Consider the following 12,998-nt stretch of genomic DNA (forward strand, 5'->3'; position numbering starts at 1 on the left):
CTCGCGGCACCTTTTTCATGTCAGCAGGTTTTCGATGCGCGTGCTGGTTGTCCAGAACTACGACAATACCGGGCTCGGCCAGGTCGGCGCGGCACTGGCGGAAGCGGGTGCCGATCTCGATGTGCGCCTCCCCTACAAGGGCGATCCGCTGCCACAGGACGCTACCGGCCATGATGCCATGGTGGTGCTCGGCGGCGGCCAGAATGCGCTGGCCGACGAAGAATATCCCTATTTTCCGGCGCTGCTCGAACTGACCCGCGATTTTGCCGGCAAGGACCGCGCCGTGCTCGGCATCTGCCTCGGCGGCCAACTCGTCGCCCGTGCCTTTGGCGGCGAGAACCGCATCGGCGGCGCCAACGAATTCGGCTGGCGCGGCGTGTCGCTGACGCCGGACGCCAGGGCCGATCCGGTGCTGGCTGAGCTGCCGGAAAAGTTCCCGATCTTCCAATGGCACGACGACACGTTCGTGCTGCCCGAAAACGCCGTGCGGCTCGCCGGCAACGATGTCGCCGAAAACCAGGCGTTTCGCCTCGGCCGCGCCGTCTACGGCTTCCAGTTCCACTTCGAGGCTGACCGGCCGATGGTGAAGGATTGGAGCTCATCCTTCGCGCCGATCATTGCCGCGCGCCATCCCGACTGGGCCGGCAGGCTCGATGGCGAAATGGCCCGCAACGGCCCTGACGCCGATGCTGCTGGTCTCGCCATTGCCCGTGCCTGGGTGGCGACGATCTGAGAGGCTGTCAGAGCGAATTTCGAGACAGCCTGAGCGTCCATCCCTCGCGTTCTGCGTGACATAATTGGCACGCGGCCATGAATCCGTCCGGGAAAACTCCTTTCATCCTTGGCTTGTGTCCGGCCGCCATCCTAGAAGGCGCGCGCCCTATGTCGGCTGTGCAACTGGGATGAACCTTTTGTGGTGACCCGCGCGACACACCATCGATACGGAACACGCCTAGAAGCGCGAAATCGTCGAAACTTTGAAGCGATTTTTCCTTTTCAACGCATTGGTAACCGCCTCGTGCACAGATGCAGAAGGCTCAACAAGAGATGACCTCCGTGAAAGCAGCGCTTCTGTCCTTTGCCATGTTGTCCGCCATCGTGCTTTGCGGATTGGGTATCTATGCCGCCGATGCGGCCAACAACCACAACGCCGTCGACGGCTACGGCGTCACCGCCTCCCTGCGCTAGCCAGGGCATCCGTCACACCCTCGGGCGCCGAGGCCCTCAAGGCTCTTTTATCGACATTTCCAGGATGCGTTTGTCCACGCCGTCCACGACGAGCGCGGTAAGCATGCCTGATTGCCAGGCAAGCGTGTCGACATTGACGCGGTTGGCCATCACTTCCGCCTCCGGGACCGGTGTGTGACCGTGCACCACGACCTTGGCGAAGAGGCCGGTGTGGTCGTGGAAGACGTCACGGATCCAGATCAGGTCCTGCGGGTTCTGATTGTCCAGGGGAATGCCTGGCCTGATGCCGGCATGGCAGAAGAAGAAGTCGCCTGACGTCACCGAGAACGGCAACGATCGCAGGAAGTCGACATGGCTTTGCGGCACGGCTTCGAGCAGGGCTTGGTGGCCCTTGCGCATGGCTGATTCCGCCTTGCCGAACCAAACGCCGCTGCCGTTGCTGATCGTCACCCCATAGGATTGCGCGGTCTGGATACCGCCAAAGCGGATGAAGAGCCCTTCGGGATCGGGTGTCTTGAGAAAGTCGAGAAAGCCGATGTCGTGGTTGCCAACCAGCATCATGTTTCGCGGATCGCGTTCGCGCGCTTCGATCAGAAAGTCGATGACGCCCTTGGACTCCGGTCCGCGATCGACATAGTCGCCAAGATGGATGATGCGCCAGTCCGCAACCAGGTCCTTCGCGATCTCGGCCTTGATCTGGCCGTGCATGGCGGCCAGCAGGTCGAGCCGGCCATGCACGTCGCCGATCGCGTAGAGACGCACGCCGGCCGGCCCGTGTGCGTCGAGGAAATGGATGCCGGGTTCCGCCAAGGTCTTGATATCTCCGTGGTCAGATGTCACGGACTTAGCGCCGGAGCTGGTCCTTGCCCATGTCGGTGACCAGACGCTTTCCGCACAGAGCCAGCGTAATGTCCATCTCCTTGCGGATGATTTCCAACGCTTTGGTAACCCCTTCCTTGCCGAGCGCGCCCAGGCCGTAAAGAAATGGTCGGCCGATATAGGTGCCCTTGGCGCCCAGGCAGAGCGCTTTCAACACGTCCTGGCCGGAGCGGATGCCGCCGTCCATATGCACTTCTATTCTGTCGCCAACCGCATCGGCGATCTCCTCCAGCACCATGATCGACGATGACGCGCCATCGAGCTGCCGCCCGCCATGGTTCGAAACGATGATCGCGTCGGCGCCGGTCTTGGCCGCCATCAGTGCGTCTTCCTTGTCGAGAATGCCCTTGAGGATCAGCTTGCCGCCCCAGCGCTCCTTGATCCAGGCGACGTCCTTCCACGACAGTTGCGGATCGAACTGCTCCGTCGTCCATGACGACAGCGAAGCCACGTCGCCGACGCCCTTGGCATGGCCGACGATATTGCGGAAGGTACGGCGCTTCGTGCCAGCCATGCCCATCCACCAGCCAGGCCGCACCGCGATGTTGGCTATGTTGGCCAGCGTCATCTTGGGTGGCGCTGAAAGCCCGTTGCGAACATCCTTGTGGCGCTGGCCGAGGACCTGCAGGTCGAGCGTCAGCACCAGCGCCGAGCACTTCGCCGCCTTCGCCCTGTCGATCAGATTGAGCACGAAGTCCTTGTCGCGCAGTACATAGAGCTGGAACCAGAACGGTTTCTTTGTCACCGAAGCGACATCCTCGATCGAGCAGATGCTCATCGTCGAGAGCGTGAACGGCACGCCGAATTCCTCTGCCGCCTGCGCTGCCAGCATCTCGCCGTCGGCATGCTGCATGCCGGTCAGGCCGGTCGGCGCCAGCGCTACCGGCATCGACACTTTCTGACCGATCATGGTCGTTTCCAGTGAGCGGTTGCTCATGTCGACCAGCACGCGCTGGCGGAACTTGATCTTCTGGAAGTCTTCCTCGTTCGCGCGGTAGGTGCTCTCGGTCCAGGCGCCTGAGTCGGCATAGTCGAAGAACATCTTGGGCACGCGCCGGCGCGCGAGATCCTTGAGGTCTGCGATGGTGAGAATGTCGCTCATGATGGTCCCCGCTTGGTCGAATTGACTAGGAGCGCCTGCGCGCTGGTTCGCTGTCGCCGGCTTCCGAACGCTGCCTCAGCCTCAGCCGCGACACGCGTTGCCAGTCGCCGCTGCGCTCGGCTTCCGCCATCGAACGCTCGACATAGGTCATGTGGTCCATTGCCGCCTGGCGGGCGCCGGCCGGATCGCCGGCCTTGACCGCGGTGTGGATCGCCCGGTGCTGCGCCAGCAGCGCCTCGCGCGCGCCGGGCACTGTGAACACCAGCAGCCGGTTCTGGAACACGCCTTCCGACAACAGCCGATAGCAGGAACGCAGCGTGTGCAAGAGCAGGATGTTGTGCGCGCATTCGCAGATCGCATGATGGAATTCGACGTCGATCTCGGCCTCGTCGTCGAAGTCGCCGGTGCGATGCGCCTCGTCCATGCGTGCCATGATGCGGTCGAGCAGGGCAAGGTCCTCGGGTGTGGCGCGCCGCGCCGCATATTCGGCGGCTATGCCTTCCATCTCGCGGCGGTATTCCAGATAGTCGGCCACCGCCTTGCGATGCGTCGAGATCAGGTCCGTCACCGGCTTGGTGAACAACTGGCCGATAATGTCGGCGACGTGAGTGCCGCCGCCCGGACGTGTCGACAGCAGGCCGCGCCCTTCGAGCGCCTTCAGCGCATCGCGCAGAATGGGCCGCGACACATCGAACTGGCGTGCCAGCTCGCGCTCGCCCGGCAGCCGGTCGCCGGTGCGCAGCACGCCTTCGAGAATTAGGCTTTCGATCTGCTGCACCACCTCGTCGGCGGTGCGCGAATGCTCGATCCTGGAGAAAATGTCGCCCAAAGGAAGCGCCTGGAGAACGGAATGATGTCGCGCAGATTAATGCCTCCGTCGCCAACTGGTCAAATTATTTATCCAATTCGTCTCATCGGGTCGATTTCCGCGCCGCGCCGGCATATCGCCTCGGGCTAAACTTTGCTGTTTACGTCCCTCGCCGATTGCCGCAAGAGGACGCCAATGCACGAAGGGTCGAAACCAGGGGGACCAGACGTGTCGGACGAGACGTCCAATCTTGAATTCCAGCCGCGCAGCCAAGGCAGTGTCCTGGGCTTTCCGGCGCATGAAGGCCGGCCCGGCGCGCTCGGCGAGGTTCATGCCCGCCCGCATCCGCTGGTCGAGAAGCCGCGCGTGCTCGTCCAACTCTCCTTCATGACCGAAGGCGGCTCCGCGGTCGACCATGCCGTGCTTTCGGAACTGTCACGCCGCCTCGGCATCGCCGCGCCCGAGCGTCATGCCCGCCACCACGCCATGAAATGGGGCAAGGGCACGCTGCGCTGGGAGCGGCACACGGAATTCTCGACCTATCTCTGGGAAGGGCCGTTGGCCGAGAACGGCCGGGGGCAAGAGGATTCGCCCTTCGGCAACGGCTTTTCACCGCCGGGAACCGTCATCTCGGGTATCCGGCTCGAGATCCGCAAATGGACGCAGGCGAACGAGAGGCTGATCGCCGGCTTCGACCCGACCAGCCTCTGTCACTCGCTGGTCGAACGCGGCAGCGCGGCGATCGTCACCGACTTCCGCCAGGACGGCGACGGCATGACCCGCATGCTGGTGCTCGACCGTGGTCTCACTCCGGCCAGTACCGGCGCGCTGTCGCAGCGGCTGATCGACATCGAAACCTACCGCACGCTTGCCATGCTCGGCCTGCCGCTGGCGCTCACCTTGTCCGGCCGCGCTCGCCGCATCGAGGACCGCTTGGCGCAGACGACGCTGGAAATGAAGGTCGCCGAGACGCGCGACAACCAGACGCTGCTGGCCGGCCTGACGGAGCTTGCCGCCGAACTGGAGGCCGATGCCGCTTCCAGCCTCTATCGCTTCGGCGCCAGCCGCGCCTATGACGGCATCGTCACGGAAAGGCTGGAGGCGTTGGATGAGGAGCCTGTCCAGGGCTACGACACCTGGGCGGGCTTTCTGCTGCGGCGCATGGCGCCGGCCATGCGCACCTGCCGCTCGGTCGAGGAGCGCCAGGCCAATCTGTCGCGGAAGCTGACCCGTGCCACCACGCTGCTGCGGACCTGGGTCGATGTCGAGGTCGAGAAGCAGAACCGCGACCTGCTCGCCTCGATGAACAACCGCGCCCGCCTGCAACTGCGCCTGCAGCAGACCGTCGAAGGCCTCTCGGTCGCCGCCGTCTCCTATTACGTGGTCGGCCTCATCGGCTATGTCGCCAAGGGCGCGTCGGTTTTTGGCCACACCTTCGCGCCGGAGGTCGTCACCGCCTCCTCGGTGCCGTTCGCCATCCTGCTGGTCTGGTGGGGCGTGCGCAGGGTGCGACGGATGCATTCCGAGCCGGCGAAACATCCGGGCGAATAGTCCGCGCTATGCTTCGAACGCAATAGAAATGCAGCGGCAGATTGCCGCTGCGGAAGCTTTGCCCGCGTTCGCCGCCCGGATGCACCAAAGCAGGGTTTGCAACAAATGCCGCTAGCTGGTAAATCATTTTTACCAGTCGAGTGGAGGAAGCGCCGATGTCCGGCCTTGCCATGCCCAAGCCAGACGCCGGGACGCTGCGCCGGCGCAACGAAATCGTCGCCGACATGCGCATCATCGTGCCGGGCGAGGGCGTGGTCGACGCCGCCAACGAAATGCGAGCCTTCGAAAGCGATGGCCTGACCGCCTACCAGCAAGTGCCGCTGGTCGTGGTCCTGCCCGAGACGGTGGCGCAGGTCTCGCGCGTGCTGAAATATTGCAACGACCGCAACATTCGCGTCGTGCCGCGCGGATCCGGAACCTCGCTGTCGGGCGGCGCGCTGCCGTTGGAGGACGCGGTGCTGCTCGTCATGAGCAGGTTCAACCGCATCCTCGAGATCGATTTTCCCAACCGTATCGTCGTCGCCCAGCCCGGCGTCACCAATCTCGGCATCACCATCGCCGTCGAGCAGGACGGGTTTTACTATGCCCCCGATCCATCCTCCCAGATCGCCTGCTCGATCGGCGGCAACGTGGCGGAAAATTCCGGCGGCGTGCACTGCCTGAAATATGGCCTCACCGCCAACAATGTGCTCGGCATCGAGATGGTGCTGATGAATGGCGAGGTGGTGCGGCTCGGCGGCGGTCACCTCGACGCCGAGGGCTATGATCTGCTCGGCGTCATGACCGGTTCGGAAGGTCTGCTCGGCGTCGTCACCGAGGTCACTGTGCGCATCCTGAGGAAGCCGGAGACGGCGCGCGCGCTGCTGATCGGCTTTCCGACCAGCGAGCAGGGCGGCCAGTGCGTCGCCGACATCATCGGCGCCGGCATCATTCCGGGCGGCATGGAAATGATGGACCGGCCGGCAATCCATGCGGCGGAAGATTTTGTCCATGCCGGCTATCCCCTCGATGTCGAGGCGCTGCTGATCGTCGAGCTCGACGGTCCGAGCGTGGAGGTCGATCATCTCATCACCGCGGTCGAGGCGATCGCCATCCGCAACGGCTCGACTACGTGCCGCATCTCGCAGTCCGAGCAGGAGCGGTTGAGTTTTTGGGCCGGTCGCAAGGCCGCCTTCCCCGCCGTTGGCCGCATCTCGCCCGACTATTACTGCATGGACGGCACGATCCCACGCAAGGAGTTGCCGCGCGTGCTGGCCGGCATGCGCGAGCTGTCGGAAAAATACGGTCTCGGCGTCGCCAATGTCTTCCACGCCGGCGACGGCAATCTGCATCCGCTGATCCTCTACGATGCCAACGTGCCGGGCGAACTCGACAAGGCGGAAAGCTTCGGCGCCGACATTTTGCGGCTTTGCGTCAAGGTCGGTGGCGTGCTCACCGGCGAGCATGGCGTCGGGGTCGAGAAGCGCGACCTGATGCCGGAAATGTTCAACCAGATCGACCTCGATCAGCAAATGCGCGTCAAATGCGCTTTCGACCCCAACCATTTGCTCAATCCCGGAAAGGTGTTCCCGCAACTGCGTCGCTGTGCTGAACTCGGCCGCATGCACGTGCATCGCGGCCAGGTGGCATTTCCCGACATTCCGAGGTTTTGAGATGATGGGGCCGCAGAACCCGGTGCGAATATGACCGCCTTTGCCCCCACCACCTCAGATGAAGTCCTCTCCACCGTTGCCTGGGCGGCGGCAGAGGAAACATCGCTCGAAATCCTTGGCCGCGGCTCCAAGCGCGGCATCGGTCGTCCGTTGCAGACCGAGCACACGCTCGACCTGTCGAAACTCTCGGGCGTGACCCTCTATGAGCCCGCCGAACTGGTACTGTCGGCCAAATCAGGCACGCCGCTGGCCGAGATCGAAAAGCTGCTGGCTGAAAACGGCCAGCAGCTCGCCTTCGAGCCGATGGACTACGGCCCGTTGCTCGGTGGCGAGCCGGGCAAAGGCACCATTGGCGGCGTGCTCGGCGCCAACCTGTCCGGACCCCGCCGGCTGAAGGCGGGCGCCGCGCGCGACCATATCCTGGGCATCAATGTCGTTTCCGGCCGGGGCGAAGCCTTCAAGTCGGGCGGCCGCGTGGTCAAGAACGTCACCGGCTACGATCTGTCGAAGCTGATGGCCAACAGCTGGGGTACGCTGGCCGTCTTCACCGACGTCACCTTCAAGGTGCTGCCAGCGGCCGAGACCGAAGTCACGCTCGCCATTCGTGGCCTGCTCGATGATGCCGCCTGCACCGCCATGGCCTTGGCGCTTGGTTCCAGCGCCGAAGTGTCGAGTGCCGCCCACCTGCCGGAGCGCATCGCCGCGCGTGTTGCCGGCGGCACGCTCGGCAGTGATGCCGCCACGCTGCTGCGCGTCGAGGGCTTTGGTCCTTCCGTCGCCTATCGTATCGCCGCGCTGAGGACACTGCTCGGCAAGGCCGGGCCGCTGGAGGAGATTGCCAGTGGGACCTCCAAGGCAATCTGGCGCGATATAAGGGATTGCCGGCCCTTCGTCGATGGCAGCGAGAAGCCGGTCTGGCGGGTCTCGATGATGCCCGCACAGGGGCATCAGATGGTTCTGACGCTGCGCATGCAGGCCGCCGTCAGCGCCTTCTACGACTGGCAGGGCGGGCTGGTGTGGCTGCGCATGGAAGAGGGCGATCCCGAAGCCGCTCTGCTGCGCGGGCTTCTGAGGAAACATGGCGGCGGCCATGCGACGCTGGTGCGCGCTACCCCTTCCCATCGGGCGGCTCTGCCGGTGTTCGAGCCGCAGGCGCCGGCATTGGCGGCGCTCAGCCAGCGGCTGAAGCAGGAATTCGACCCGAAGAACATCCTCAATCCCGGCCGCATGGCCTAGGACATCAGAGATGCAGACCAATTTTTCGCCCGCCCAGCTTGCCGATCCGCATGTCGCGGAGTCCGAAAAGGTCCTGCGCAAATGCGTGCATTGTGGCTTCTGCACCGCTACCTGCCCGACCTATGTGACGCTTGGCAACGAACTCGATTCGCCGCGCGGGCGCATCTATCTGATCAAGGACATGCTGGAGAACGGCCGTCCCGCCGACAAGGAGATCGTCACCCATATCGACCGCTGCCTGTCCTGCCTCGCCTGCATGACCACCTGCCCGTCGGGCGTCAACTACATGCACCTGGTCGACCATGCCCGCGCTCATATCCAGGAAACTTACAAGCGGCCGCTGCTCGACCGGCTGACCCGCGCCATGCTGGCTTTCGTGCTGCCTTATCCCCAACGCTTCCGCGCCGCGCTCAAGCTGGCCAGGCTGGGCAAGCCTTTCATCGGCCTCTTCGAAAAAATTCCGGCGCTGAAGCCTCTCGGCGCGATGCTCAAGCTCGCACCGGCGTCGATCCCGGCGGCCTCGCCGATGGCCTTGCCGGGCGTCCATGCTGGGCAGGGGACGAAAAAGGGCCGGGTCGCCATCCTTACCGGATGTGCGCAGTCGGTGCTTGATCCCGGTATCAACGACACCACCATCTCGTTGCTGACGCGGCTCGGCGTCGAGGTCGTGGTGCCGCCGGGCGAGGGCTGCTGCGGCGCACTGGTTCATCACATGGGGCGGGAAGAAGCCGCCCTTGCCTCGGCCAGGCAGAATGTCGATGCCTGGACGCGCGCCATCGAGCAGGGCGGGCTCGACGCCATCATCATCACCGCGTCGGGCTGCGGCACGACGATCAAGGATTACGGCTTCATGCTGCGGCTCGATCCGGCCTATGCCGACAAGGCCGCGCGCGTGTCGGGGCTGGCCAAGGATATCACCGAGTATCTGTCCGCCATCGATCTGCCTGAGCCGGTGCGCAAGCCGGGCACGGTCGTTGCCTATCACTCAGCCTGCTCCATGCAGCACGGCCAGAAGATTATCCGCCAGCCGAAGGAACTGCTCGCCAAGGCCGGCTTCGTCGTGCGCGAGCCGCGCGAGGGGCACCTCTGTTGCGGCTCGGCCGGCACCTACAACATCCTGCAATCCGAGATTTCGGCCAGGCTGCGCGATCGTAAGGTGAAAAACATCGAGGCGACGGGCGCCTCGATCGTCGCCACCGGCAATATCGGCTGCATCACGCAGATCGCATCCGCCGCCAGGATGCCTGTGGTGCATACGATCAAGCTGCTCGACTGGGCTTATGGCGGGCCGAAGCCGGAAGGCGTTCTGGAAGAAAGCTTGGTGGCGGCGGAGTAGGTAGGCCCACCGCTACTCGGCCGCGAGCCTGCCCGCCGTGCCGTAGGTAGCTTCATAAAGCGCGCGCTGGCGGCTGAGCGCCACCATCGTGTTGCGCAGCAGGATCGCCACCGTGATCGGGCCGACGCCGCCTGGCACGGGCGTGATCCAGGAGGCAACCTCGCGTACGCTTTCGGTGTCGACGTCGCCGACAATGCGGCTCGTGCCATCAGGCCCAATTTCGGAATTGATGCCGATATCGATGACGGCCGCCCCTGGTTTCACCATGTCGGCCTTGATCAGCCTGGGCTTGCCAACGGCGACGAACAGCGCGTCGGCGCGCCGCGCATGGGCGGCAACCGAGCGCGTCATGTGATGGCAGACCGTCACGGTCGCGCCTTCGCTCATTAGAAGGAAAGCGATCGGCTTGCCGACGATTTCCGAATGGCCGACGATGACCACTTCAAGCCCCTTGAGATCAAGGCCGGTTTCCCTGAGCAGTTCGACCGAGGCCGCTGCGGTGCAGGGCGCGAGGTCGAGCTGGTTGTAGACGATGTTGCCGATCGAGGCCGGGTGCATGCCCTCGACGTCCTTCAGCGGGTGCACGGCCGCCTGCAGTGTCTTGATCGGGATATGAGCGGGAACCGGCCGCTGAATGATGATGCCGGTGACGCGCGGATCGGCATTCAGGCCGTGGATGGCTGCTTCGAGTTCACCTGCGGTGATGGTGGCGGGAAAACGCCGCTCCTCGAAATCGATGCCGGCGAGCTGTGCCTTCGCACGCTGGTTGCGCACATAGACATCGACCGCGTCGGTATCGCCGACGGTGATCGAGATCAGCTTGGGCGGGAAACCCTCAGCCTTGGCAATGGCCGCGTCCTCGCGCACGGCGGCGATGATGCGCTGGGCAACCGGGCCGCCCTTGAGATAGCGGCTGTCGTCGGACGGGGACATAGTTCGAACCTTTGGTGGGGAAATTGTGCACTGCAATAGCAGAGCATGGCCCGGAAATCAGCCCCGAAAACGAAACACCGTGCTTTCGGGGCGACCTGTCGCACCGTGAAACGAAAAGGGCAGCCCGGTTACCCGTGCTGCCCTCTCGTGACTGGCCGTATCCCCACACGGCCCGTCCCCCGTTAACTCGCTGCCAGTCTAAGCACGTCTTCCAAAAGTGCGCTATGACTTGAGGGCAACAGTGCGTCAAAAACTACACAACACTGCTTAACCGGCTGATTCGCTATCACTATATCACTTCGACCGTCGTTCCGACATTGACCCGTTCATAGAGGTCGACGACATCCTCGTTGCGCATGCGGATGCAGCCCGACGACACCGAACCGCCGATCGTCCAGGGCTGGTTGGTGCCATGAATGCGGTACTCCGTGGTGCCGAGATAAAGCGCGCGCGCGCCGAGCGGGTTTTCCATGCCGCCGGCCAGATAGGTCGGCAGGTAACGGCCCTTGGCCGCCTCGCGCTTGATCATCTCCGCCGGCGGACGCCAGTCCGGCCAGACGCGCTTGTTGGTGATCTTGTGCGTGCCCGACCATTCGAAGCCGGGCTTGCCGGTGCCGACGCCGTAACGCCGCGCCTTGCCGTTCTTCTCGACCAGATAGAGGAAATTCTGCGTGGTATCGATGACGATGGTGCCCGGCTTCTGCGCGCCTTCATAGGCGACTTCCTGCGGCAGGTAGACCGGATTGATCTGCGGGCGCATGGCCATGCGTTTGGCCGGGGCCTGCACAGCGGCCGTCTGCACGCGGTCGGGCTGCGCGGTGCGCTGGCGCGGCTGCGCGGCCTGTCGGTTCTGCCGCACGATGCCCGGCGCATGGCCGAGTTGCAGCACCCAGGGCGCGGAAAGGTCGGGGCTCACCATCACCGGCGGCCTGTCGGCATAGCGGTCGCCGGCGGTTGAGGGTGTGACGCCGGCGGCAAACACAGCCACGGCGCTGAGCAAGGGAAACAGAACTCTCTTCATCGGGAACGCACCTTGATCGTCTAATACACCGGGCGAGAACGCTTCCGGCTTGCGCGATCATTGGCGGCGAGCAGCAACCGAAACATGAATCGGAATGCGTAAAATGCGGTTCTGTCAGTAAACCCTTTGGTGTGGTTACCGCCGGGTTCAGGAATCTGGTAAAGCCACGGTAAAGACAGCGCGGAAGCGTGTTAACGGATGGAATTTTCAGGATGAGCAATGAAAAAACCGGCCTGCTTGCCGGTCCTGACGGTGTCGCGCGCTGCTTCTGGCATGGCAATCTGCCCGACTATCTACATTACCATGACCATGAATGGGGCCGGCCGGTGGCCGACGACCGCAGGCTGTTCGAGAAGATCTGCCTGGAAGGGTTCCAGTCGGGCCTGTCGTGGCTGACCATTCTGCGCAAGCGGGAGAATTTTCGCGAGGCCTTCGCTGGCTTCGACTTCGACAAGGTCGCCACCTTCACCGAACGGGACGTCGAGCGCCTGCTCGGCAATGCCGGCATCATCCGCCATCGCGGCAAGATCGTCTCGACCATCAACAATGCCAAACGCGCCCGCGAAATGGTCGACGAGTTCGGCTCCCTGGCTGCCTGGTTTTGGAAGTTCGAACCCGGCAGGGAGGAACGGCCGCAAACCGTCGACCTCGCCCATCTGCGCGCCAACCCGACCACCGCGGTCTCCGTGCGGATATCGAAGGACCTGAAGAAGCGCGGCTGGACCTTCGTCGGCCCGACCACGGTCTACGCCTTCATGCAGGCCATGGGCATGGTCAACGACCATCTCGAGGGGTGTGTGTGCCGCAAGGAGGTCGAGAAGGAACGGAAGGCTTTCAAACGGCCGAAATAGCTACGGGCAGTTCAGGTGCCGTTGGCACCGGCCAGGAACAGCCCGGCGACGATCGCCGCCACGGCAGCCACTGTCGGATAGATCACCAGCAGGCCGGTCAGCAGGGCGTCGCGCAGGGAAGGATCCTTGCCGGTGTCGGCCGGTACATCGAACGGTCCGGCCGCCTGGCCAATCATTTTCGGCGCATGGGTGCCCGCCGGGCGCAGTCGTGCCTGCAATTCACCGGCTTTGTTGTTGGCATGGAATGTCGTTGCGCTGGTCATGTCCCGAACCCCTTCGTGTCGGTGCGCTATATCGGCCGCGATTGTGTCGGCACGATGCCGGGTTGATGGCGCCATTGTTTCATTTTTGCTGCGTTTTGTTTCAAATATTGGCGCCTCTTCCCTTCTCCCGCAGCGGGAGAAGGCAGAAGTGCCAACCCTTGCCGCACAAAGCTGCTTC

13 protein-coding genes are annotated in these 12,998 nt (G+C 63.9%); 7 read left to right on the forward strand and 6 right to left on the reverse strand.

Features of this window, described 5'->3' with window-relative positions; translation table 11 throughout:
• Positions 1 to 34: 34 nt before the first annotated feature.
• Entirely contained in the window at positions 35 to 733 is a 699-nt protein-coding gene (locus O7A60_RS17795) for a type 1 glutamine amidotransferase (RefSeq protein ID WP_140713505.1), read from the forward strand.
• 323 nt (positions 734 to 1,056) lie between these two features.
• Positions 1,057 to 1,188 (forward strand): hypothetical protein, encoded by a 132-nt coding sequence (locus tag O7A60_RS17800; protein WP_013893872.1) that lies wholly within the window; start codon positions 1,057 to 1,059, stop codon positions 1,186 to 1,188.
• A 36-nt stretch (positions 1,189 to 1,224) separates the two neighbouring features.
• Here O7A60_RS17800 and O7A60_RS17805 read toward each other — a convergent pair whose 3' ends face one another.
• From O7A60_RS17805 to O7A60_RS17815, 3 genes are read right to left on the reverse strand one after another with little or no spacing between them, the layout of a single operon-like run.
• Positions 1,225 to 1,998 (reverse strand): metallophosphoesterase, encoded by a 774-nt coding sequence (locus O7A60_RS17805; protein ID WP_337107394.1) that lies wholly within the window; start codon positions 1,996 to 1,998, stop codon positions 1,225 to 1,227.
• Positions 1,999 to 2,032: 34 nt separating this feature from the next.
• On the reverse strand, positions 2,033 to 3,169 hold the full coding sequence (locus O7A60_RS17810; RefSeq protein ID WP_140770396.1) for an alpha-hydroxy acid oxidase: 1,137 nt from the start codon (positions 3,167 to 3,169) through the stop codon (positions 2,033 to 2,035).
• A 25-nt stretch (positions 3,170 to 3,194) separates the two neighbouring features.
• Positions 3,195 to 3,998: a FadR/GntR family transcriptional regulator gene (locus O7A60_RS17815; RefSeq protein WP_337107344.1), complete on the reverse strand. Its 804-nt coding sequence runs from the start codon at positions 3,996 to 3,998 to the stop codon at positions 3,195 to 3,197.
• A 207-nt stretch (positions 3,999 to 4,205) separates the two neighbouring features.
• On the opposite strand from O7A60_RS17815, the gene O7A60_RS17820 reads away from it, so the two are divergent.
• The 4 genes from O7A60_RS17820 (at position 4,206) to glcF (ending at position 9,752) form a co-directional block, all read left to right on the forward strand.
• Positions 4,206 to 5,528 carry a DUF3422 family protein gene (locus tag O7A60_RS17820; RefSeq protein WP_027146160.1) on the forward strand — a complete coding sequence of 441 codons (1,323 nt, stop codon included), beginning with the start codon at positions 4,206 to 4,208 and terminating at the stop codon, positions 5,526 to 5,528.
• A gap of 155 nt (positions 5,529 to 5,683) precedes the next feature.
• On the forward strand, positions 5,684 to 7,180 hold the full coding sequence (locus O7A60_RS17825; protein ID WP_337107345.1) for an FAD-linked oxidase C-terminal domain-containing protein: 1,497 nt from the start codon (positions 5,684 to 5,686) through the stop codon (positions 7,178 to 7,180).
• Positions 7,181 to 7,210: 30 nt separating this feature from the next.
• On the forward strand, positions 7,211 to 8,416 hold the full coding sequence (gene glcE / locus O7A60_RS17830; RefSeq protein ID WP_337107346.1) for a glycolate oxidase subunit GlcE: 1,206 nt from the start codon (positions 7,211 to 7,213) through the stop codon (positions 8,414 to 8,416).
• Between the two features lie 10 nt (positions 8,417 to 8,426).
• Entirely contained in the window at positions 8,427 to 9,752 is a 1,326-nt protein-coding gene (glcF, locus tag O7A60_RS17835; protein WP_337107347.1) for a glycolate oxidase subunit GlcF, read from the forward strand.
• 12 nt (positions 9,753 to 9,764) lie between these two features.
• Here glcF and O7A60_RS17840 read toward each other — a convergent pair whose 3' ends face one another.
• Together O7A60_RS17840 and O7A60_RS17845 are read right to left on the reverse strand one after the other, a co-directional pair.
• Complete coding sequence (locus tag O7A60_RS17840) at positions 9,765 to 10,685, reverse strand: bifunctional 5,10-methylenetetrahydrofolate dehydrogenase/5,10-methenyltetrahydrofolate cyclohydrolase (protein WP_337107348.1); 921 nt, start codon at positions 10,683 to 10,685, stop codon at positions 9,765 to 9,767.
• A gap of 289 nt (positions 10,686 to 10,974) precedes the next feature.
• Positions 10,975 to 11,706: a L,D-transpeptidase gene (locus O7A60_RS17845; protein ID WP_337107349.1), complete on the reverse strand. Its 732-nt coding sequence runs from the start codon at positions 11,704 to 11,706 to the stop codon at positions 10,975 to 10,977.
• Between the two features lie 212 nt (positions 11,707 to 11,918).
• Between O7A60_RS17845 and O7A60_RS17850 the strand changes: the two genes are divergently transcribed.
• On the forward strand, positions 11,919 to 12,557 hold the full coding sequence (locus O7A60_RS17850) for a DNA-3-methyladenine glycosylase I (RefSeq protein WP_140504576.1): 639 nt from the start codon (positions 11,919 to 11,921) through the stop codon (positions 12,555 to 12,557).
• An 11-nt stretch (positions 12,558 to 12,568) separates the two neighbouring features.
• Here O7A60_RS17850 and O7A60_RS17855 read toward each other — a convergent pair whose 3' ends face one another.
• Positions 12,569 to 12,820 (reverse strand): hypothetical protein, encoded by a 252-nt coding sequence (locus O7A60_RS17855; RefSeq protein ID WP_337107350.1) that lies wholly within the window; start codon positions 12,818 to 12,820, stop codon positions 12,569 to 12,571.
• Between the last annotated feature and the right edge of the window lie 178 nt (positions 12,821 to 12,998).

It is taken from the genome of Mesorhizobium salmacidum (SeqCode) (assembly GCF_037179605.1).
Taxonomy (GTDB): domain Bacteria; phylum Pseudomonadota; class Alphaproteobacteria; order Rhizobiales; family Rhizobiaceae; genus Mesorhizobium; species Mesorhizobium salmacidum.